This window comes from Microbulbifer sp. ABF4_107 (genome assembly GCF_056312215.1).
Genome location: NZ_CM149983.1, coordinates 3,862,528 through 3,882,270, shown reverse-complemented (window position 1 = coordinate 3,882,270; position 19,743 = coordinate 3,862,528). Strand labels below are relative to the sequence as shown.

The following is a 19,743-nucleotide window of genomic DNA, read 5'->3' as shown; positions in this document are numbered from 1 at the left end:
GAATAGCCAATTCCTACACAGGGAACAGGACTGTGACATCGACTTTATCTATTGAAGCTGGCAAGCAGCGGATCTGGGATCACCTCGCTGAATTTCCCGCGTCCCGGTTTCCCACTGAAGGGTTGCACTTTCTCCTCGAATCCATCAGCACCCTGATCGGCGCCGACCACGGTTACTGGCTGAGTGCGGTGTGCCTGGAGCACCTGAATCCCGAGCGGGACTACATGCTCGGGTGGCGCCCGGGGCCGGTGTTTTTTTACCGGGAGCTGCCCTCTGATCGCCAGCTGCACAAGCACTACACCAGAGAGGTGACGGCGGGGAAATATGAAGTGGATGAGAGTACCCTCAATCACATTCGCCAGGCGGGTCAATTTCGCGGCACACTGATGCGCGATCACGTATCTGCAGCCTTCTACGACACCGCGCACTACCAAGAATTTTATCGGGAAAAGCGAGTGACCGATACGCTGTTTGTGGTAGCGCCTTCTGGCGGGGATGCGGAATCTTACTACTGTTTCAATCGAATGGATGGTGAGCCACCTTTTGCAATGGCAGACTTGCTCCTGGCGATGGAAATACTGCGCCCCCTCGGCTGGTTCCATCGCAAGCTGCTACTGGTCCACGGCCTGCTGGTAGCGGAAAACCCAGTGACCCCCACTGAGAAGAAAGTGCTGCACTGGCTCCTGACCGACCTGACGGAAAAAGAGATTTCCTCCAGACTCGACCTGAAGCCAGACACCACCCACAAGCACGTAATGAATATCTACCGCAAATTCAATGTCACCAGCCGCGCAGCGCTAATGGCGCTGTGGCTGGGACACAACGGCTGAACCTCCCTTCCCCCCTAGGCGGAAGGGGGAGCTGTCTTGGCAAAGGCGGCATCGTTACCGGCAATGGCTAGTAGCTGCTGCAGATTTTTGTGGTCATCGATGGAGAAGCGATTGCGGAACGCACCCCAGGCCACACCCACCGCCACGCGATAGTCCGCATCGTTCAGCTTTCCCACCTCAGGCAGTGGCGCCGAATCCAGCTCACTGAGAATTCGCTCTACCCGAGCCTGCTGGCGACGGGTGTAGACATTTTCCTCGATATCCAGACCGCTGCGCTCCAGCAGGAACAGGTTGATTGCCGTATCCAATAGCGTATTGGCAAGGCAATAGCGGTCCATATCCTGTGCACTTGAAATAAAGCCCCCTCCGGATTTCTCACGCACGTACTGAACGATAGAAGTGGAATCCGTCAGTTTTACCTCGCCGTCTTCCAGATAGGGGACACGCATGGTGGGGGTATCCGGATCTTGGCTGCTGTGGATATCCAGCTCTACCATTTCCCAATCGAGGCCAGATTGCATAAGCGCCAAGCGGCAGTGGCGAACAAATGGTGAGGTCAGGCTGCCGAAAAGTTCTATCACGTGGCTGCTCCCTTGTTTTAGCTGTTTTCGCTTGCCATCCGCGCACGCTGGCTGATGGACTGACGCCAGTATACAGGCGCGGGCAACCAGGCACAGTCGCGGCGAGAGTAACCAATCACACCAATGGCTACACCAGTGCGCCCAACAATTTGCCGACAAAATAGGCCACCGCGGCGGCGAAGATACCCAGGGCAAAGGTGCGTATTCCGGCGCGCAGCAGCGAGCTGCTGTGTACCCAGCCTTTCACCAGGCCGATCAGGAAAAATACCAACGCCGCCAGCAAGGTGCTCAACAGAAATTGCCGCGGCATGGATAATCCACGGAACAGGAAAGGCAGCAGCGGCACCATGCCCACGGCAACAAAGGAGCCAAAGGTCCAGCAGGCAGATGCCAGAGGGTTCGGAGGGATGTCGGACAGGCCGTACTCCTCTCGCAGCATGGTCTCTATCCACAGTGCGCGGTTGGCGGTAACGGTGCTGACGATATTTTCCAGGTTCTCGCCGCTGAACCCCTTTCTGGCGAAAATCTGGCGAACTTCTTCCACCTCCCCCTCCGGTACCAGACGAATATGCTGCTCTTCCGTGCGCCGCGCGTGTTCTACCTCGGCCTTCTGCGCATTGACCGCTTCATAATTACTCACCGCCATGCTGACACCGTCCGCCAGCAGGTTTGCGGCGCCCATAACGAGCACCACTACCGGCGAAAAGCCGGCGCCAAAGGCACCGGACACAATGGCAAAGGTCGTTATGCAGCCATCAATGGCACCGAGTACCGCGTCTGACAAGTGACTGGGTGCCGGTGGTTGATCGAGCCGGCGGGCGATATTGCCCGGAAGGTGATCGCGTAGCAGTTGCCGCCGACCCGGGTTTGGCATGGCCTTTACTCCTGTGCCTCCTCGACAAGTATTATCCGAAAAAGCGCTGATCCACCTTTTGCCAGGTTACCAGGGCCGTCGGGGAATGGAGGCACACTGTCAGCAGGGAAAAGTCACCCAGCGCTTCGCGCAAAACCTCCAGCCCCTGGTGAGCAGCGATTTCATGAGGGAATCGATTGGTGCCGGCTCCCAGGGCCGGGAACAGCAGGCGCTGCAGGTTTCCCTCTCGCGCCAGTGCCAGCACGCTCTCGTAACACGCTCGCAACTGCGCCACCCCCTTCGCCCCCCACTGGTCACCACTGCTCCACTGAGGCGTGACTGTATGGATCAGATAGTTCACCGCCAGATTGGGCGCGCTGGTGATCCGCGCTTCGCCCACCGGGCATTCTGGCAGCTGCGAGCACTCACTCACCAGCGCCTCGCCGGCCTGCTCGAAGACCTGTTCCGACAGCCCCCGCCCTCGAATCAGGTGTTTATGCGCCGGGCACACCAGCGCATCCGCCTTCAGAGTGAGAACATCATCACAAATTAGTTGCAGCTTTCCCATGGGCCTCTCCGCGCCTAAGGCATTCGCCATTACTATAGCCCGCTCGACCCCCGCTACCGGCGGGACAAAGGGCTGATGGACCAGGCCACCTAGAAAAACGACAAAATCATGGATATCACCACACCACAAGTTCCGACCGGAAGCTCAGATCCGGTCACTCAAGCTCGCACCCTGGAACTGCGCCGGCGCATCCAGGCATCCGGCTATATGCTGATCTTCGCCCTTGCCATCACCGGCGCCATGGGTGTCATCGCACTGATGGCCGCGGACCTGTTTCTGTCCGCCAGCCTGTTCGCCGTGGCCGGCGTGATTCTGCTGTCCTACGTGGGCGTCAATATCGCCGGCCCAAGCAGCAAGACACCACTTTTGGTGGGTGCTCTGTTGCTGGTGCTGTATTTCTACCTGTTGCTGTCCGGCGGAGTGAACAACACCGGCCTGATGTGGGCGGTGATGTTGGTGCCCGGGTTTATCAATCTGTACGGCTACAAATGGGGCACGGTCACGCTCGCCGGCATCGGCGGCGCCACCGCGCTGATTCTGTTTTACCCGGATTTCCCCGGCCTGCTGGCGAGCTACGACACCGCCCACCGCGCGCGCTTTATCGCCGTATTCGGTGCACTGACGGCGCTCACCGCGATTCTCGACAGCAGCCGCCACCAGACCCAGCAGATGCTGCACAAGCTCACCGCGGAGCTTGAGAGCCATGCCAGCACCGATGCGCTGACCGGGCTGGCAAACCGCCGCGAGGCCTACCGCGCCATCGACGAACTCGAGCGCCGCAACCGTGAACTGGCAGGGCGCTACACCGTGCTGATCGGTGATCTGGACAGCTTCAAGGCAATCAACGATACCTTTGGCCACGGCTTTGGTGATCAGGTACTGCGGGATGTGGCGGAGGTGCTGCGCAACAACACCCGCGCCGATGACATAGTCGCGCGCTGGGGCGGGGAGGAGTTTCTGATTCTGCTGCCCAATACCGATGTGCAGGGTGGCGGTATCCTCGCCGAAAAGCTGCGCCACAAGGTGGAAGCACTGAGTGCGCGCTACGAGGAAGAGGTGAGTATTTCCATCAGCTTCGGCGTTGCCGAAGGTGGCACCAACGCCGCTCTCACAAGTGGTCAGAGCCAGCTGCTGGCGGAGGCGGATTCGCGGCTTTATCGCGCCAAGGGCGCGGGCCGCAACCAGGTGATCAGCGCCTGACGGCCAATGATCACCTGATTCGGTTAGCCGTCACACCAAATGCTGCAACAGCTTCTCTTTCACCTCCGGCGGAATCGGCGCTTTGGCCTGCTGCTCGTAGTCAAAGTGCACCATCACACAGTCTCCCTGCGCCACCAGCTGATCCTTTTGCCACACCTCTTGGTGAATGGTCATCGAGGTATTACCCACCGCACTCAGGCTGGTGCGAATCTCTACCGGTGAGTAGAGGTAAATCTGTGCGACAAAATCCACATCCATTTTTTTCAGGATGAGATTCCACTGATTGAGGTTCAGATTCGGGTTGAACAGCTGAAAAATTGGCGTGCGTCCCTGCTCGAACCACACGGGTACCACGGTATTGTTGATATGCCCCAGGGCATCGGTCTCGCTGAAGCGCGGCTCTATCTGGTAAGTGAACATCGAATTTTTCTCTCGCCTAATCGAAATAAAAGCGCCAGCGCAGATTTAATCAGCTGGCGGGTCCAGCATCCAGATATCATCGGCCATAAATTGCGGATACCCCGGACTATTGTTTGCATTTGCAATCTAGTGCGGCATATCTGGTCAAGTGCGCGTAAAATCTGCGCCGAAATCCGCTACGCTGTGTTTTTGGTCCACATCCAGTCTGCAGCACACAACAGACCAGAATCGATTTATGAGTCAAAAAGATAAACGTCCCCTGTATATTCCCCACGCCGGCCCCTCCCTGCTGGAAATCCCGCTGCTCAACAAGGGCAGTGCCTTTACCCTGCAGGAGCGCATTGAATTCAACCTGATCGGCCTGCTGCCCACCAATGTGGAAACCATCAGTGAACAGGTGCGCCGCGCCTATCACCAGTACCAGCAGTGCAATACCGACCTCGAGCGCCACATCTACCTGCGCGCCATTCAGGACGACAACGAGACGCTGTTCTTCCGCCTGATCGAGCAGCATATCGAGGAGATGCTGCCGATCATCTACACCCCGACGGTGGGGGCCGCCTGCGAAGAGTTCTCCAATATCTACCGCAACCACCGCGGCCTGTTTGTGTCCTACGCGGACCGCAAGCATATGGACGATATTCTGCGCAGCGCCACCAAACAGAATGTAAAAGTCATTGTGGTTACCGACGGCGAACGGATCCTCGGTCTCGGCGACCAGGGTATCGGCGGCATGGGCATCCCCATCGGCAAGCTGTCCCTGTACACCGCCTGTGGCGGTATCAGCCCGGCCTACACGCTGCCGGTGACGCTGGATGTGGGCACCAACAACCGCACCCTGCTGAACGACCCCATGTACATGGGCTGGCGCAACGAGCGTATCTCCCAGGAGGAGTACGACGAATTTATCGAAGAGTTTATCGCCGCAGTAAAACGTCGCTGGCCCAAGGTATTGATTCAGTTTGAGGATTTCGCCCAGACCAATGCCATGCCGATTCTGAACCGCTACCGCGACAAGGTGTGCTGCTTCAATGATGACATCCAGGGCACCGCTTCCGTGGCACTGGGCACCATGCTGGCGGCGTGCAAGGCGAAAGACGAAAATCTGTCCAAACAGAAAGTGCTGGTAGTGGGCGCCGGCTCCGCCGGTTGTGGCATCGCCGAGCAGGTGGTGGCGGCGATGGTGAATGATGGCCTGAGCGACACCAACGCCCGCGAGCGTATCTTCATGTTCGACCGCTACGGCCTGGTCACCAATGACATGAAAGGCCTGCACGACTTCCAGGAAAAGCTTGCTCAGAGCACCGACAAATATCCGCAGGCGCCGGAGTGGGACCTGCAAACCCTGATCGAACAGGTGAAGCCCACGATACTGATCGGCGTATCTGGCCAGGGCGGCCTGTTTACCCAACCGGTAATCGAAGCGCTGCACAAGGGCTGCCAGCGCCCGCTGGTTATGCCGCTGTCAAACCCCACTTCCCGCGCAGAGGCAACCCCTCAGGAAGTACTGCAATGGACCCAGGGCGAAGCCATGGTGGCCACCGGCAGCCCGTTCGAGCCGGTTGAACTCAACGGCAAGCAGTATCCGATTGCCCAGTGCAACAACGTGTATATCTTCCCCGGTATCGGCCTCGGGGTCATCGCGGCCAACGCCAACCGGGTAACCGAAAATATGCTGATGGCGGCATCCAACGCGCTGGCAGAAAATGCGCCGGTGGTGCAGAAGGGCAGTGGCGCGCTGCTGCCGTCGCTATCGGATATCCGCGAAGTGGGCAAAGCCATCGCCATGGCGGTGGGACTGCAGGCACAGGAAGACGGCGTGGCCCCGGGTATCACCCGGGAAAAGCTGGAAAAGAATATCGAAAAGAATTTCTGGTCGCCCAACTATCGGCGCTACCGTCGCGTGGCATTCTGATTCACGGGCAAAAAAATAGCGGGCACCAGGCCCGCTATTTTTCGAATGCCGGATAGATCAGTTTTTTACGCTTTCTACCCAGGCATTCACCCGCTTCTCCAACAGCGGCAATGGCAGCGCGCCGCCACCAAGAACCGTGTCGTGGAAGGCGCGAATATCGAATTGATCGCCCAATTCTTTTTCTGCGTTCGCGCGCAGCTCTTCAATTTTCAGCATACCGATTTTGTAGGAAGTCGCCTGTCCGGGATAAGTCAGGTAACGACGTACCTCTGAGCGTACCGCGCCCTCCGGAATCGCAGAATTCTCCAGGAAGTACTCCACCGCCTGCTCCTGGCTCCAGCCTTTGGAGTGCATGCCGGTATCCACTACCAGGCGAATCGCACGCCACATTTCTGCGGTCAGGCGGCCAAAATCGCGATAGGGGTCTTTAAACTGTCCCATTTCCTTGGAAAGTTTTTCCGAGTACAGCGCCCAGCCTTCGATATACGGCGTGAAATGTGCCTGGGTACGGAATTGCGGAATATTTTCCAGCTCCTGGGCGATGGAAATCTGCATATGGTGACCAGGGTTACCCTCGTGATAGGTCACCGTCTCCATATCCGCCTTGGACAGCGCACTCATATCGGACATGTGCACGTAGTAAGTGCCCGGGCGGGAACCATCCGGCGTCGCTGACGAGTAGTGCTGTGCACCACCGGGAACTTCGCGGAAAGGTTCAACGCGTTTCACTACCAGATCCGCCTTGGGCAGGGTGCCAAAGTATTCCGGCAGCTTGGCTTCGATGTCGGCGAGGTAGCCTTCGACCTCTTCAAGATATTCCTTGCGACCCTCATCGGTGTTGGGGTAATAGAATTCGTCGTCGGTACGGATATAGGTAAAGAATTCCTGCAGGTCGCCGTCAAACTCTACCTGGTCCTTGATCGCTTCCATTTCCTTGCGGATACGTGCCACCTCCTCCAGGCCGAGCTGGTGCACCTCATCGGCAGTCATCGGCAGGGTGGTGTAATGGGCCAGGCGGTTGGCGTAGTAGTTGTTCCCGTCGGGCAGGCTGGAAACGCCTCGCGGCTCCTCGTCGGCGTTTACCCGGTCTTCCTTCAGCCACGCGATATAGGCATCGTAGGAAGGTTTCATTTTACTGGTCAGGGCTTCCGCGGCCTGTTCCTGTAATTCCTTCGCAGTGGCATCATCGATGGTGCCGGCCTCTTTCAGCGCCGCGATCTTTTTCTTCGCATCGGCCATCAGCGGCGCGTCTTCGCCATCGCTGAATGGTTGCCCCGTGGTGACTTTCTCGGCACGTTCGATGGCCAGATCATAGGCAAATTGCGGCGGGCGGATGCCTTTTTTCGCCGATCCCTGGGCGCGTTCCAGCAGCTGGCCGAGGGCGGTGCTGATACCGCCGATACGCGCTATGTAATCGCGCATATCCTGTTCGGTTTCCACTTTGTGCTGGTTGATCATAAAGGTCGGCAGCTGGGCTTCCGGCCCACCCAGCTCACTGGCGAAGTAGCTGTGGTCTGCGAAGGGCTGGTTTGCCTTTTCCTGCTCGTATTGCTGAATCCACAGATCGTAGGACTCTTTGCCCTCGGTGGAGAGCTTGTCGTAATCAAACTGCTTTTTCATTTCCTCGACGGTCGCTTTCTTCCACGCCAGCTCGCGCTCGTCTGCGGCCTTGGTCATATCGTCGATCTTGCTGTACTGCTCCTTGCGGCCCAGGTAGCTGAGCTTGATCGGGCTGAACTGCAGTTCCTCTTCGAATTTGGCATCAAACCACTCGGTGAGACGCTTGGTTTCGTCCTGTTGATCTTCCGGTGTCGCCGGCAGCTGGGTAGCCTGCTCGCCGGTTTGTGCCGCAGTTGCCTGCTCAGACTGTTTCTTCGGGTCTTCATTCTGCTGGCAGCCGGCCGCAGCCGCTGCAATCACCAGACTCAGGAGCGCTTTGCGCATAATTTAGCCTCTCGTAAAAGCGTTTTAAGAATGTGGAATCGATCAGAATTCAACATCAGGGATGGGATATCGAATGTAACAATACCGATTCTTTGCAAAATATCAGCCGATTTTGGGCACTTTCTTCTCATCGCCATGGACGATGTGCAGTTCGCGCTGCGGGAAGGGAATGGAGAGGCCTTCGGCTTCCAGTGCCGGCTTGAGTTTCTTCATCAGTTCCCAGTACACGTCCCAGTATTCATCGGTCTTGGCCCAGGCACGCAGGTGCAGATTCACCGAGCTGTCCGCCAGTGCACGCACCGCGTAGGCAGGCTCCGGGTCAGTGAGAATCCGCGGCTCCTGTGCCACCAGATTGCGCAGTACGCGCATACCGGTTTCGATGTCATCGCCATAGGCGATACTGGCGATGATTTCGATCCGCCGGCTGGAATTACGGGTGAAATTGGTCAGAGTCTCGCCCCACACCTTGTCGTTGGGAGCGGAAATGCGCAACCCGTCCGGGGTGTCCATCTCTGTGGTAAACAGGCCGATCTTGCGGACTGTGCCGATGGTGCTGCCAAACTGAATGGTTTCACCTACGCGAAACGGACGCAGCCCCAAAAGCACAAATCCGGCGGCAATGCTTTGCAGGGTGTCTTTCAATGCGAGGCCCACCGCGAGACCGGCGGCACCCAGCAGCGCCACCAGCGAGGTGGTATTGGCACCGAATATGTCCAGCACCACCAGGCCACCCACCACATAGGTGCCCCACACCGCGAGGGTTTCCAGTACCGGTACCAGAGTCTCATCGATACCGCGTTCGGTCAGACGGTTCACTGCGCGGGCGACGATTTTTGCCGCGATCCAGGTCACCAGCAGGGCCAGTATTGCCCAGAGTACGTTCAGGCCCACGTCCATCAACACTGGCCACAGCTCTTCCATTTGCGCTTTCAATCCGTCCACAGCGAAATCTCCCGATTCAAAATTCAGTGCGAAGCATAAGACAGGGAAGGCCCCGAGGGCTATGGGGCCCCGGAGAAGAAATAGTGCTGTACCAGCTGCAATACGAGCAGGGTGAGTACCAGAATAAAAATAAGATTTTGGCGATTCATAACCGATATCTGAAAATAATTGTCAACCTGAAGCGGGCAGAGTCAGCAGGCCTTCCGCTACCAGCCAGTCCCGGGATTCGCGCAGCATATCCGCAAGCGGCATCGCATTGCGATAGCCCAGTTCACGCTCCGCGCGGGTGGAGTCAGCCAGCGCACGACTGGTCAACATACTCGCCTTCTGTGGCGTTACCGCAGGTTCGCGGCCACTGATTCGGGATACCGCATCGGACACGGCAGCGATACCATGAATGAGCAGCGCGGGGGTGGTGCGCCGTGGGGCCGGCACTCCCACCAACTCGGCAATGGTGCGGAAGAACTCCAGAAAGCTCGCATCGGTGCCGGCGAGAATATAGTTCTCACCGCTGCGACCGCGGTGGAACGCCTCGATGTGCGCCCGCGCCACGGCACCCGCGTGGCAGAACGAACCGGCGCCAGGCGGCACCCCCGGCAACCTGTTCTCCGCCAGCAGGAAAAAGGTCTGCGCCCAGCTGGACACATCGTACTTGCCCACAATGGCACAGGGGTTGAGAAGCACCGCGTCGAGACCGCGCGCAATCTCGTCACGCACCGCAAGCTCCGCGTGCAGTTTGGAATAGTGGTAGTGGTAACGGGGATTGGTGGCCAGTTGCGGACTGGCCTCGCTGATGACACCTTGCTGGTGGCCGTAGGCCGAGATGGAACTGGTGACGATCATGCGCCCCGGTTTGCTCTGGCGGGCAAAATGCTGCCGCACCGCCTGCGCGAGGTTGGCAGACCCCACCACGTTATCCTGCCACTGTTGCGCATCGCCACCACGCCACATACTGGTATTACCGGCGAGATGGAACACCGCATCCAGCTCCGCCGGCAAGGCATTTTGCAGGGACTCCAGACTGTCGAGAGAGGCCTGCACAGGAGTGGCCCCCAGCATCCGCAGACGCCGGGTGCTGGAGTCGGGACGGTGCATGGCGGTGACTTGCCAGCCATCGCCAATCAGCTGTTCGATCAGGTTGGCGCCGAGAAACCCGGTGCCACCGGTTACAAATGCGCGCATCGTGTCTTCCGATTCCGGGGCGCGGAATGCGCCCCTGGATAACAGAGACTACTTGATCTCCAGCCCCAATTCATGGGCAAGAAACGCATACTGGTTGGTAAAGTCTTCCACCTGCATCCACACCGGCTTGCCGGCACCGTGGCCCGCGCGGGTTTCCACTGCTAGATAGATCGGGTTGTCACAACCCTGGTCCCGCTGCAGTGCCGCGGCGAACTTGTAGCTGTGCCAGGGCACCACACGGTCATCGCGGTCCGCGGTAGTAATCAGAGTGGCCGGATAGCAGGTGCCCTTTTTGGTGTTGTGCACTGGGGAGTAGGCGTAGAGCGCTTTGAACTCGTCCTTGTTTTCCGACAGGCCATAGTCGCTCGACCACTGGCGCGCATTGGCCGAGGCCGTGTGATAACGCAGCATATCCAGCACGCCGACGATGGGCAGGGCTACCTTGAACAGTTCCGGGCGCTGTACTTCGGTGGCACCCACCAATAGCCCACCATTGGAGCGGCCCATGATGCCGAGCTTTTCCGGCGAGGTGATCTTTTCATCAATCAGCCATTGCGCTGCGCCAATGAAATCATCGAACACATTCTGTTTCTGCAGTTTGGTACCGGCCTTGTGCCAGTCGCCACCGTATTCACTGCCACCGCGCAGGCTCACCATGGCAAAGGTGCCGCCCATATCCAGCCAGCCGGCAAAGCGGGTGTAGAACTGGGGCAGCTGCGCCGCATTGAAGCCGCCGTAGCCGTACAGCAGCGTGGGATTTTCACCGTCTTTTTTCAGGCCTTTCTTGCTCACCAGGAACAGGGGCACACGGGTACCATCTTTACTGGTGAAAAAGTGTTGGCTAACGGTGTAGCTGGAAAAGTCGGCCGGGTATTTCGGCGCTTTGACCTTTTCGCTTTTGCCACTGGCCACATCCAGCTTGTAAATACTGGGCGGGGTCAGGAAATTGCTAAACGCATAGTAAGTTTCGCTGTCTTCCGGGTCGCCGTAGAAGCCTTCCACGGTGCCCATACCGGGCAATTTCAGTTCGTACTGCTGCTTGCCATTCAGATCGGTTACCAGCACCTTGGATTTCGCATCCTCCAGGTAGTGCAGCACAAAGCGACCACCGATCAGGCTGGCGCCCTGCAGGGCGTTTTTCTGCTCTGGCACCAGGGTTTTCCAGTGGGCTTTTTCCGGCTTGTCCAGATCGATGGCGACAATGCGACCATTGGTTGCGTCGGCATTGGTTTCGAAAAAGAACGTTTTGCCGTCGTTGCCGAGGAAGGTGTAAAGAGCGTCCCAGCCGTCCAGTAGTTTGACGACTTCGGCCTTGGGATCCGTCAGATCCTTGTAGTAAACGCCGTTGCTGTCATAGCCATCGAAAATACCGAGGATCAGGTATTTGCCGTCGTCACTGACTTCTGCGCCCGGGTTGCGGGTGGGATGATCGGTAATCTGGTAAACCAGCTGATCCTTGCTCTGGGGCTCGCCGATTTTATGGAAATAGACGGAGACCTGCTTGCTGTCGTCGGCACTGCCGTCCTGGTTAAACGGGTAGCGGCTGTAGTAAAAACCAGATTCGTCCTTGGCCCAGCTGGCGCCGCTGAATTTGATCCCGGTCAGGCGATCCGGAATCAGGCGGCGCGTTTTCAGGTCGCGCACATGGTAATCGGTCCAGTCAGTACCGCCGTCGGAGGTACCATAGGCGAGGTAGCGGCCATTGGGGCTGACCGAATAACGTTTGGCCGCAATAGTGCCATCCTCACTGAGTGCGCGGGGATCCAGTACCACGCCGCCATCCTTATGGATATCGCGGGTGCTGTAAAAAACGCTCTGGTCCCAGGTGCCATCGTTGTACTCGTAAAAAACCTGTCCGGCTTTCTTGTAGGGCACTCCGTATCGTTCGTACTGCCACAGCTCGGTAAGACGCTTGTTGATCTTGTCCCAACCGGGCAGTGCCTTGAGTTTGGGCAGCGAGAAGTCGTTCTGGGCGGTTACCCAGTCTTTGACCGGCTTGGATTCCTGGTCTTCGAGCCAGCGGTAGGGATCGCTGACACTGGTGCCAAAGTAATCATCTTTCTGCGCGACGGTTGCGGTTTCGGGGTATTCCAGCGCGGGTTTGTCGCTATGCGCGGCGATGGCAGCCACTGCGGCCAGCACGGGAATGGCAGCTCCGGCTATGAGAGTCAAAGCGGTCTTGTTCATGGAGACTTCCGGTTTTTTATTGGCGATCAGTGGGCTAATCTAGAAAATTCGCCGCCAAGCATCCAGCGGGCAACAGAATTTTAGAAGAGGTTATCGATGAAAGGCCTGATTCAGCGGGTAAAACACGCGAAAGTGGAAGTCGGTAGTGAATCCGTCGGCGCCATTGATCACGGAATCCTGCTGTTGCTCGGTGTCGAGGCCACCGATACGGAAGCCACCGCAGACAAGCTGCTGCACAAGGTTTTGCACTACCGGATTTTCAGCGACGGCCAGGGCAAGATGAACCTGAATGTGCAACAGGCCGCCGGCGGACTGCTGGTGGTCAGTCAGTTCACGCTTGTGGCAGACACCGCCAAAGGGTTGCGCCCAAGTTTCAGCCGCGGAGCCAGTCCAGAGCAGGCCAATGAACTGTATGAATACTTCCTCGCCGAGGCGCAGAGCAAAATTGCCGACGGCTGCCCTGTCGCCGGTGGTCAGTTCGCTGCGGACATGCAGGTATCACTGTGTAATGACGGGCCCGTGACCTTTTTGCTGGAAGCGTGATTCTGCGCCTTATTCTGGTAGGTTTGGGCACGCTTGCTAAGGGATTCCAGCTGCGCCTTGCGCTGCTCTTTGGGCTGGGCGCCCAGTTGCTCTACCGCTCGGTAGAAAGCTTCCCAGTCGCTGCCGCTATCTTTGTACAGCTGCACGAAAGCCGGCACTTGTGACTGATATTCACTAACCAGCGCGAGGGTGGCGTTGTTGGTTTTCTCGATCATCTGGGCGAATTTTTCGTCCTGGGTCCAGCCTTCAGACTCTTTGCGATAGCAGTGGCGCAGTCGCTGCAGGGTATTGGCCTTGCGCTCGCGCTTCTCGTCATCGGTCAAATCCGAACGGTAAATTTCCTGCAGTTGCCTGCGCGCACTTACCATCAAACCGTTCACCCGCCGCGCCTGCTCCACGTTCGCCACTCTGGGAGCGGGAATACCATTGCGCTTGCGCCATGCCGGCAGGGCAATACGCGACACCGCCGTGGCAAAACTCTCGTTAAACTGAGTATCTCCAGCAATATAAACCCGGCGGTGCGCCAGTTCATGGAATAGCAAACTGGCCAATCGATCCGGCTTCCAGTCAACAAAACTCGAGAGCACCGGATCGTCAAACCAGCCGAGGGTACTGTAGGCCGGCACCGGCCCCAGATACACGTCGTAGCCCTGGGCCCTCAGCTGTCCCGCCTGGGTCTGGGCATCGCGCTTGTCGAAGTAGCCGCGGTAACTGGCGCAGCCCGCGATGGGGTAGCACCAGCGTTTGGGGGACAGGGAAAACTCCGGCGCAGCCACGACGTTGTACAGCACGTACTCGTCTTCCAGCTGGGTAAAGTCGCTGTAAGCGGTGCCCACCGGCAGGTGCAGCTCACCGGCCGCATAGGCACGAATGGATTGAACCCACTCCAACTGCTGTCGCAGTTTCGGGTCCGTCTGTTCGTCCACCACCAGGCGATCGATGGGCTTGCGACCCGCCAGAATCTTGAGCTGGCCAGTGGCAGCCTGGGAATAGAAATGTACGGTTTCACACCCACTGATCGCCACCGCCATCACCAGTGCCGAAAGGCGCAGCAGGAGACGCCTCCGCGCCCCCGGAAGGGTGATGTGCCGGGGTTGAACAGCTAATTTAATTCTATAGAGGAAAGATTTAATCAGGGAGTCGTCCATGCCGCCCGTTGCCGCTGTTTCACTGGTATTTTTGCTGGTGCTCAGTGCCGTGTTGTGGATTTATCTGATACGGCTATCTTTTGCGATCTCTGCAGGAATGACTATTGCGGCGCTTATTTTCCCTCCATTGGCGCTACTAATACTTCTCGCCAATCCAATGCATCGGAAGTCATTGATCACGCTTTTTGTCGCCGTCCTGTTGCTTTCCAGCATAGTCGCTTTTACGTAGCCTTCACCCGAGCTGGCCAATACTTTATCAAGTTGAGGTTTAGTCTCCGCAGCTAAAAGACTCCACTGTATTACCGGTGAACGCTCCCGACGTTAAGAATGCGACCACCTGTTCTATCACTTCTGAACTACCCGTGAGGGCATTGTGCGTCAACGGATACGCCACGCGTGCACATGTACCCTCCACATAGGTGCTCGGCAATCCCACGATCCCATCATCATCACCACTGATAATCGCTGAGAAAAATGGATTGAATGAACGCGTGCCGGCAATGACACCCAGCGGAAACTTTACCGGGCCCAATCGGCTGGGCAGACTCCGCTCATCGATACCCATCTGTTTTCCCGCGGGTCCATTTACGTCCTTGATGACGGGGATGCAGGAGAGAAAATTGCCAAGGCGGCTACCCTGGTTCGGAGGACCGAGCATGACGGCGCGAGTGATCTCACTGGCATCCCGCTGCTCGTAGTACTGTCGCAAGAGCAGCCCGCCCATAGAGTGGGTAACAAAATAGAGTGGTGCGGCGCCCGCTTGCTTGCAGGCGGAAATACCCCGGGGAATCGTCATATCCGCGAGAGTTTCTATAGGATACTTTTTCGATGGGTAATCAAGGTTCACCGTGTGGAAGCCGGCCCCGCGCAATGCAGTTGCAATGGCTTCCATGGAAGTAGAGTCTTTGGTAATTCCGTGTAAGAGAATAGCGCAGGGCTTGTCAGCGTCGCCGATTCCGTCAGTAGCGGCTAAGCCCTTGGTAGCCAATACCGTACACAGAACAATTGCCATAGCGGTTAATACCGCCGTGGGGCCTGCCACAAAGTTTTGCCGCGCCCTGATCCAACTAACCACCCTCGATTGCTCCTTTCACGCTCGCAAAGCTACATATCGCTTTAGAAACATACGTGAGCACGACGGCTTCAGATTTCTACTGGGCTTCGATTTCTTCCGGCTTGCCGCGCTTGACCCATCGCCCGAAAAAGATGCCGACCTCAAAGAGAATCCACATGGGCACGGCGAGCAGGGTTTGTGAAATGACATCCGGCGGCGTCAATAGCATGCCCATGGCGAAGCAGGCGACGATAACGTAGGGACGCTTCTTGGCCAGGTCTTTTGCGGTTACTGCGCCGCTCCAGATCAACAGCAGGGTCGCTATAGGGATTTCAAACGCGAAACCGAAGGCAAAAAATAACTTTAACGCGAGATCCAGGTAGCTGCGGATGTCTGGCATCACCTTGATGTCTGCATGAGCGGAGCTGATGAAGAACTCAAAGATCAGGGGAAAAACCACAAAGTAGGCGAATGCCATACCGGCATAAAACAGAAAAATACTGGAAATCATCAGGGGCGCAATCAGGCGCTTTTCATGCTTGTACAGACCGGGCGCAATAAAAGCCCAGAACTGATACAGCACAAACGGTATGGCGACAAAAAAGGCCAGCACAAAAGTGGTTTTGAATGGTGTCAGGAAAGGAGAGGTGACCTCGGTGGCGATCATGCCGGCGCCTTCGGTCAGACGCGCCTGCAACGGATCGGCGACGAAATTGTAGATGTCGTTGGCGAAGGGCACCATACAGGCAAAAATCGCCACCACCACCAGCAGGGTTTTCAGCAGGCGGTCCCGCATTTCGATCAGGTGTTCGATAAACGGCTGGTCTTTTTCACTCATTGACGCTTGTCTTCCGGATCGGTGGGACTGTCACTGCTCGGTGCGTTGGTTGGCGGTACATCGTCTTCTTGCGAAGCCACCGTCTCTGCCTTTTCAGGGCTGGCAGGATCCAAACGATCCACTTCCGCCCAGGCGTCGTCTTCTTCGTGCTTGAAATGGTCGGGGTGGTGCGGGTTGTGTTCCGGATCACCGTGGTCGTGCAGGTGCTCGGGATACTCGGGATCTTCCAGATCCTCGTCGTCCTCGTCCTCTTCGGGCAGGTAATCTTCTTCAGGCTTTTCGTCTACAGGCGCGTTGCGATCTTCTTCGGGAAGATAGTCCGCAGCGCGGCGGCGCTTGTCGGCCTCCGGATCAGGCTCTGAAGGAGGTGATGTGGATGTACTGTCACCATCCTCTTTCAGGGCTTGCGCCTGCGCTTCTACGGATTTCAGATCCTGTTCAAACTTGCGCTCGGCCTCGCTAAAGGTGCGCTCCATGGCCTGCTGGCTTTCGCGCAACTCTTTCAATACCCGCTCATTGTGCAGCTCGCGGCGAATATCGTCGGCACCAACTTCCCGCTCCAGCTCTTCCTTGGCACTGCCCAGGGTCTGCTTGATCTGTGTCCACCAGCGCACGGTGGTACGCACCGCGTCGGGCAGGCGCTCGGGACCGATGACCACAAGGCCAACGACACCGATCAACAACAGTTCAAAAAATCCGATATCAAACACGCGCGACTCGCTCAGTTAACCACGGACGAGACCAAAACGGTCTGCCGGGACTTATTTGTCCTGGGACTGTTTTTCTTCGGTAGCAGTTTTCTGCTGCGGCTTGGCAGTTTCGTCTTTTTCCAGCAGCTCCGGCTCTTTGTCTTCGTCTTCGCCTTTTTTATCTTCTTCTTTCATGGCTTTTTTGAAGCCCTTTATGGCACCGCCCAGATCACCACCGAGATTGCGCAGGCGCTTGGTACCAAAGATCAACAGTACGATGACCAGCAGAATCAGTAGTTGTTGCCAGCTAATACCCATGAGAAATGCTCCTGATTAAATTCTTTCACTGTTCGCCCAGCGCTGGTGCTGCGCTGTTCATTGCAAAGTTCCCGTCGCTCAGTCTTTGCCGCGGGACGCTTTTTCATCCAGCCCGGAGAGCCCGAAACGGCGCCCCAGTTCATCCAGTACCTCGCGGGAATCGGCACCCAGGTGGTTGAGCATCACCAGCGAGTGAAACCACAGGTCTGCGGTCTCTGAAATCATTGCGCGGTGCTCATCGCTTTCCGCGCCCTTGCCCTCGGCATCCTTTGCCGCGAGCACCAGCTCGGTGGCCTCTTCGCCCACCTTCTCCAGAATTTTGTTCAGACCCTTGCGATGCAGACTCGCCACGTAGGAAGACTCTGCGTCACCCTCGTGCATGCGCATCCGCAGCACCCGATCCAGTTGTGTCAGCATGTTACTCATGACGCGGCCTATTTCTCCCCTGAATAGATCTCTTTCGGGTCGGTAATCACCGGCTGGCGGATATGCCACTGGCCATCTTCCAGAACCTGATAAAAGCAGCTGGTGCGTCCGGTATGACACGCGATGCCACCAAGCTGTTCCACCAACAGCACAATGGTATCGCCGTCGCAGTCGAGGCGGATCTCGCGCACCTGCTGCACATGCCCGGAGGACTCGCCCTTGCGCCAGAGCTTGCCGCGAGAGCGCGACCAGTAGACCGCGCGCCCCTCTGCTGCCGTCAGGCGCAGGGACTCTTCGTTCATCCACGCCATCATCAGCACCCGACCGGACTTGAAGTCCTGAGCAATGGCGGGCACCAACCCGTCACTGTTCCAGCTGACTGCCTGGGTAAATTTGGTTTCGCTCACGCTGTGCATCCTTACTGCATTCGTTATTGTAGGCTCACGGGTACGCTTCAGGGCCCCGGCGACTCAAGGCCAGAGCAACAGGGCCAAAGCCGTCGCTCCCAGCACCCAGCTGGCAACCGGAATCTGTGCCAGCAGTCCCGGAGAAGCCACCAGTGCGGCCCCCGCGGCCAACAGACCACCCACAATCATACGCGCGTAGCGAGCCCGGCCCCGCCGCTTACTGCCCGCCAGTTGCTCACTCAACTGCTGCAGCTGTGGTCCCAGCTCCCGCCCCTGCTCCAGGGCAGATAACGCCAGTTGCGGTAGTTGCGGGAATTTTTCCAGCCACTCCGGCCCATATCGACGGATTTCGCCGACGATGGTCTTTGGGTGAATGCGCTCGCGCATCCACCCCTCGAGAAACGGGTGAGCAGTCTTCCACAGATCCAGTTGAGGATACAGCTGTCGCCCTAACCCTTCTATATTGAGTAAAGTTTTCTGCAAAAGTACCAGCTGGGGCTGCACTTCCATATCGAAGCGCCGGGCGGTCTGGAACAGGCTGATAAGCACCCGCGCAAAGGAGATTTCCCCCAGGGGCTTTTCAAATATCGGCTCGCACACCGCACGGATCGCCGACTCGAAGGCATTGATTGGCGTATCCCTGCGCACCCAGCCACTCTGCACATGCAGTTCCGCCACCATGCGATAGTCGCGCCGGAACATGGCCAGCAAGTTGCGCGCCAGGTAGTACTGGTCCTCACGGGTCAGGCTGCCGACGATGGCGGTATCAATGGCGATGTATTTGGGCCGATCCGGGTGTTCGCGAGAGACAAAGATATTCCCCGGATGCATGTCCGCGTGGAAGAAGTTGTGCTCGAACACCTGCTTGAAGAAGATCTCCACCCCGCGCTCGGCCAGCAGCTGCATATCGGTATTCTGCGCGCGCAACTGTTTCAGATCGGTAACCGGGATACCGTCGATACGCTCCAGCACCAGCACATTCTCACGGGTGTAGTCCCAGTAGACCTCGGGGATATAAAGAAGAGGGGAATTGGTGAAATTGCGCTTCAGCTCAGAGCCGTTGGACGCCTCACGCACCAGATCCAGCTCGCCCTCGATGGTGTGGCGGTAGTCTTCCACCACCTCCACCGGGCGCATGCGGCGACCATCCGGCAGATAGCGCTCAATCCAGCGGGCAATAAAGCCCAGCAGCTCGAGGTCCTGCTGAATGATCTTGTCGATGCCCGGGCGCAACACCTTCACCACAACCGACGCGCCCGGCTCACCGTTTTCACCCTTCAGGCGTGCTCCGTGCACCTGGGCCACGGAGGCAGACGCCAGAGGCTCGCGCTCAAACTCCGCAAACAGCGCATCCACGGTCGCACCCAGCGCCGCCTCGATACGGGCAATACACTGCTCCGCCGGGTAGGGCGGCACATTGTCCTGCAGCCGGTTCAGTTCCAACACCATATCCGGCGGCAACAGGTCCGGGCGGGTGGACAACAACTGCCCAAACTTCACAAAGATCGGCCCCAGATCCTCCAGGGCGCGACGCAACCGCTCACCGCGGCCCATGTTTTTCGCAGCACTGGCTGGCAACAGCCTCGCTGGTGCCCACAGAGTGCGCAGCCACAGCGGCTGGTGTTCGGCCGGGATCAATTCATTCAGGCGGTAGCGCTGGAACACCCGCGCAATGGTCAGACTTCTCGCAATCGGCAC

The 19,743-nt window shown here is 57.7% G+C and carries 21 protein-coding genes; 5 read left to right on the top strand and 16 right to left on the bottom strand.

The features are described 5' to 3' along the window. The first annotated feature begins 32 nt into the window (after positions 1 to 32). A complete protein-coding gene (locus ACYX4K_RS15970) occupies positions 33 to 830 on the top strand; it encodes a helix-turn-helix transcriptional regulator (protein ID WP_475091161.1) in 798 nt (265 codons plus the stop codon). A gap of 14 nt (positions 831 to 844) precedes the next feature. Here ACYX4K_RS15970 and ACYX4K_RS15965 read toward each other — a convergent pair whose 3' ends face one another. The 3 genes from ACYX4K_RS15965 to ACYX4K_RS15955 all read right to left on the bottom strand — a co-directional run bounded on the left by ACYX4K_RS15965 (position 845) and on the right by ACYX4K_RS15955 (position 2,832). Then, on the bottom strand, positions 845 to 1,411 hold the full coding sequence (locus ACYX4K_RS15965) for a glutathione S-transferase family protein (protein WP_475091162.1): 567 nt from the start codon (positions 1,409 to 1,411) through the stop codon (positions 845 to 847). 127 nt (positions 1,412 to 1,538) lie between these two features. Continuing rightward, positions 1,539 to 2,285, bottom strand: a complete 747-nt coding sequence (locus tag ACYX4K_RS15960) for a VIT1/CCC1 transporter family protein (RefSeq protein ID WP_475091163.1) — start codon at positions 2,283 to 2,285, stop codon at positions 1,539 to 1,541. 31 nt (positions 2,286 to 2,316) lie between these two features. Next, positions 2,317 to 2,832, bottom strand: a complete 516-nt coding sequence (locus tag ACYX4K_RS15955) for a macro domain-containing protein (RefSeq protein ID WP_475091164.1) — start codon at positions 2,830 to 2,832, stop codon at positions 2,317 to 2,319. Positions 2,833 to 2,940: 108 nt separating this feature from the next. On the opposite strand from ACYX4K_RS15955, the gene ACYX4K_RS15950 reads away from it, so the two are divergent. Further along, positions 2,941 to 4,032 carry a GGDEF domain-containing protein gene (locus ACYX4K_RS15950; RefSeq protein WP_475091165.1) on the top strand — a complete coding sequence of 364 codons (1,092 nt, stop codon included), beginning with the start codon at positions 2,941 to 2,943 and terminating at the stop codon, positions 4,030 to 4,032. A 30-nt stretch (positions 4,033 to 4,062) separates the two neighbouring features. Here ACYX4K_RS15950 and ACYX4K_RS15945 read toward each other — a convergent pair whose 3' ends face one another. Continuing rightward, positions 4,063 to 4,452 carry an acyl-CoA thioesterase gene (locus ACYX4K_RS15945; RefSeq protein WP_475091166.1) on the bottom strand — a complete coding sequence of 130 codons (390 nt, stop codon included), beginning with the start codon at positions 4,450 to 4,452 and terminating at the stop codon, positions 4,063 to 4,065. A gap of 235 nt (positions 4,453 to 4,687) precedes the next feature. Here ACYX4K_RS15945 and ACYX4K_RS15940 point away from each other — a divergent pair, with 235 nt between their 5' ends. Then, on the top strand, positions 4,688 to 6,367 hold the full coding sequence (locus ACYX4K_RS15940; protein WP_475091167.1) for an NAD-dependent malic enzyme: 1,680 nt from the start codon (positions 4,688 to 4,690) through the stop codon (positions 6,365 to 6,367). A gap of 57 nt (positions 6,368 to 6,424) precedes the next feature. Here the strand turns inward: ACYX4K_RS15940 and ACYX4K_RS15935 are convergent, their stop codons facing one another. The 4 genes from ACYX4K_RS15935 to ACYX4K_RS15920 all read right to left on the bottom strand — a co-directional run bounded on the left by ACYX4K_RS15935 (position 6,425) and on the right by ACYX4K_RS15920 (position 12,622). Beyond that, positions 6,425 to 8,311, bottom strand: a complete 1,887-nt coding sequence (locus ACYX4K_RS15935) for a DUF885 domain-containing protein (protein ID WP_475091168.1) — start codon at positions 8,309 to 8,311, stop codon at positions 6,425 to 6,427. 102 nt (positions 8,312 to 8,413) lie between these two features. Next, positions 8,414 to 9,253, bottom strand: coding sequence for a mechanosensitive ion channel family protein (locus ACYX4K_RS15930; RefSeq protein WP_475091169.1), 840 nt, complete (start codon positions 9,251 to 9,253; stop codon positions 8,414 to 8,416). 171 nt (positions 9,254 to 9,424) lie between these two features. Then, positions 9,425 to 10,435: an NAD-dependent epimerase/dehydratase family protein gene (locus tag ACYX4K_RS15925; RefSeq protein WP_475091170.1), complete on the bottom strand. Its 1,011-nt coding sequence runs from the start codon at positions 10,433 to 10,435 to the stop codon at positions 9,425 to 9,427. A gap of 48 nt (positions 10,436 to 10,483) precedes the next feature. After that, positions 10,484 to 12,622 (bottom strand): prolyl oligopeptidase family serine peptidase, encoded by a 2,139-nt coding sequence (locus tag ACYX4K_RS15920; protein ID WP_475091171.1) that lies wholly within the window; start codon positions 12,620 to 12,622, stop codon positions 10,484 to 10,486. A gap of 96 nt (positions 12,623 to 12,718) precedes the next feature. Here ACYX4K_RS15920 and dtd point away from each other — a divergent pair, with 96 nt between their 5' ends. Beyond that, positions 12,719 to 13,165 carry a D-aminoacyl-tRNA deacylase gene (gene dtd / locus ACYX4K_RS15915; protein ID WP_475091172.1) on the top strand — a complete coding sequence of 149 codons (447 nt, stop codon included), beginning with the start codon at positions 12,719 to 12,721 and terminating at the stop codon, positions 13,163 to 13,165. On the opposite strand, the gene ACYX4K_RS15910 is transcribed toward dtd, so the two are convergent. Next, complete coding sequence (locus ACYX4K_RS15910) at positions 13,096 to 14,196, bottom strand: aminopeptidase (protein WP_476178725.1); 1,101 nt, start codon at positions 14,194 to 14,196, stop codon at positions 13,096 to 13,098. The two genes, dtd and ACYX4K_RS15910, sit on opposite strands and share 70 nt — an antisense overlap. 115 nt (positions 14,197 to 14,311) lie before the next feature. Here ACYX4K_RS15910 and ACYX4K_RS15905 point away from each other — a divergent pair, with 115 nt between their 5' ends. Beyond that, positions 14,312 to 14,542, top strand: a complete 231-nt coding sequence (locus ACYX4K_RS15905) for a hypothetical protein (RefSeq protein ID WP_475091174.1) — start codon at positions 14,312 to 14,314, stop codon at positions 14,540 to 14,542. A 39-nt stretch (positions 14,543 to 14,581) separates the two neighbouring features. Here ACYX4K_RS15905 and ACYX4K_RS15900 read toward each other — a convergent pair whose 3' ends face one another. The 7 genes from ACYX4K_RS15900 to ubiB form a co-directional block, all read right to left on the bottom strand. Continuing rightward, the gene (locus ACYX4K_RS15900; protein WP_475091175.1) at positions 14,582 to 15,325 is read right to left on the bottom strand and encodes an esterase/lipase family protein; all 744 of its coding nucleotides are present in this window, start codon (positions 15,323 to 15,325) and stop codon (positions 14,582 to 14,584) included. Between the two features lie 139 nt (positions 15,326 to 15,464). Beyond that, on the bottom strand, positions 15,465 to 16,205 hold the full coding sequence (tatC, locus tag ACYX4K_RS15895) for a twin-arginine translocase subunit TatC (protein ID WP_475091176.1): 741 nt from the start codon (positions 16,203 to 16,205) through the stop codon (positions 15,465 to 15,467). Continuing rightward, complete coding sequence (tatB, locus tag ACYX4K_RS15890) at positions 16,202 to 16,915, bottom strand: Sec-independent protein translocase protein TatB (RefSeq protein WP_475091177.1); 714 nt, start codon at positions 16,913 to 16,915, stop codon at positions 16,202 to 16,204. The genes tatC and tatB overlap by 4 nt, the downstream gene beginning before the upstream one ends. A gap of 51 nt (positions 16,916 to 16,966) precedes the next feature. Further along, entirely contained in the window at positions 16,967 to 17,212 is a 246-nt protein-coding gene (gene tatA / locus ACYX4K_RS15885) for a twin-arginine translocase TatA/TatE family subunit (RefSeq protein WP_475091178.1), read from the bottom strand. A gap of 78 nt (positions 17,213 to 17,290) precedes the next feature. Next, a complete protein-coding gene (locus ACYX4K_RS15880; protein WP_475091179.1) occupies positions 17,291 to 17,638 on the bottom strand; it encodes a phosphoribosyl-ATP diphosphatase in 348 nt (115 codons plus the stop codon). Positions 17,639 to 17,646: 8 nt separating this feature from the next. Beyond that, on the bottom strand, positions 17,647 to 18,054 hold the full coding sequence (hisI, locus tag ACYX4K_RS15875) for a phosphoribosyl-AMP cyclohydrolase (RefSeq protein ID WP_475091180.1): 408 nt from the start codon (positions 18,052 to 18,054) through the stop codon (positions 17,647 to 17,649). Positions 18,055 to 18,108: 54 nt separating this feature from the next. Continuing rightward, a complete protein-coding gene (gene ubiB, locus ACYX4K_RS15870; RefSeq protein WP_475091181.1) occupies positions 18,109 to 19,743 on the bottom strand; it encodes a ubiquinone biosynthesis regulatory protein kinase UbiB in 1,635 nt (544 codons plus the stop codon).

What these genes read in the sequence shown, in the direction of transcription:
- ACYX4K_RS15880 (WP_475091179.1), bottom strand. Translation starts at nt 17,638, where the DNA reads ATGAGTAACATGCTGACACAACTGGATCGGGTGCTGCGGATGCGCATG.
- ACYX4K_RS15945 (WP_475091166.1), bottom strand. Translation starts at nt 4,452, where the DNA reads ATGTTCACTTACCAGATAGAGCCGCGCTTCAGCGAGACCGATGCCCTG.
- ACYX4K_RS15925 (WP_475091170.1), bottom strand. Translation starts at nt 10,435, where the DNA reads ATGCGCGCATTTGTAACCGGTGGCACCGGGTTTCTCGGCGCCAACCTG.
- ACYX4K_RS15955 (WP_475091164.1), bottom strand. Translation starts at nt 2,832, where the DNA reads ATGGGAAAGCTGCAACTAATTTGTGATGATGTTCTCACTCTGAAGGCG.
- ACYX4K_RS15905 (WP_475091174.1), top strand. Translation starts at nt 14,312, where the DNA reads ATGCCGCCCGTTGCCGCTGTTTCACTGGTATTTTTGCTGGTGCTCAGT.
- ACYX4K_RS15900 (WP_475091175.1), bottom strand. Translation starts at nt 15,325, where the DNA reads ATGGCAATTGTTCTGTGTACGGTATTGGCTACCAAGGGCTTAGCCGCT.
- ACYX4K_RS15940 (WP_475091167.1), top strand. Translation starts at nt 4,688, where the DNA reads ATGAGTCAAAAAGATAAACGTCCCCTGTATATTCCCCACGCCGGCCCC.
- ACYX4K_RS15920 (WP_475091171.1), bottom strand. Translation starts at nt 12,622, where the DNA reads ATGAACAAGACCGCTTTGACTCTCATAGCCGGAGCTGCCATTCCCGTG.
- dtd (WP_475091172.1), top strand. Translation starts at nt 12,719, where the DNA reads ATGAAAGGCCTGATTCAGCGGGTAAAACACGCGAAAGTGGAAGTCGGT.
- ACYX4K_RS15950 (WP_475091165.1), top strand. Translation starts at nt 2,941, where the DNA reads ATGGATATCACCACACCACAAGTTCCGACCGGAAGCTCAGATCCGGTC.
- tatA (WP_475091178.1), bottom strand. Translation starts at nt 17,212, where the DNA reads ATGGGTATTAGCTGGCAACAACTACTGATTCTGCTGGTCATCGTACTG.
- tatC (WP_475091176.1), bottom strand. Translation starts at nt 16,205, where the DNA reads ATGAGTGAAAAAGACCAGCCGTTTATCGAACACCTGATCGAAATGCGG.
- ACYX4K_RS15910 (WP_476178725.1), bottom strand. Translation starts at nt 14,196, where the DNA reads ATGGCGGTGGCGATCAGTGGGTGTGAAACCGTACATTTCTATTCCCAG.
- ACYX4K_RS15935 (WP_475091168.1), bottom strand. Translation starts at nt 8,311, where the DNA reads ATGCGCAAAGCGCTCCTGAGTCTGGTGATTGCAGCGGCTGCGGCCGGC.
- ACYX4K_RS15960 (WP_475091163.1), bottom strand. Translation starts at nt 2,285, where the DNA reads ATGCCAAACCCGGGTCGGCGGCAACTGCTACGCGATCACCTTCCGGGC.
- hisI (WP_475091180.1), bottom strand. Translation starts at nt 18,054, where the DNA reads ATGCACAGCGTGAGCGAAACCAAATTTACCCAGGCAGTCAGCTGGAAC.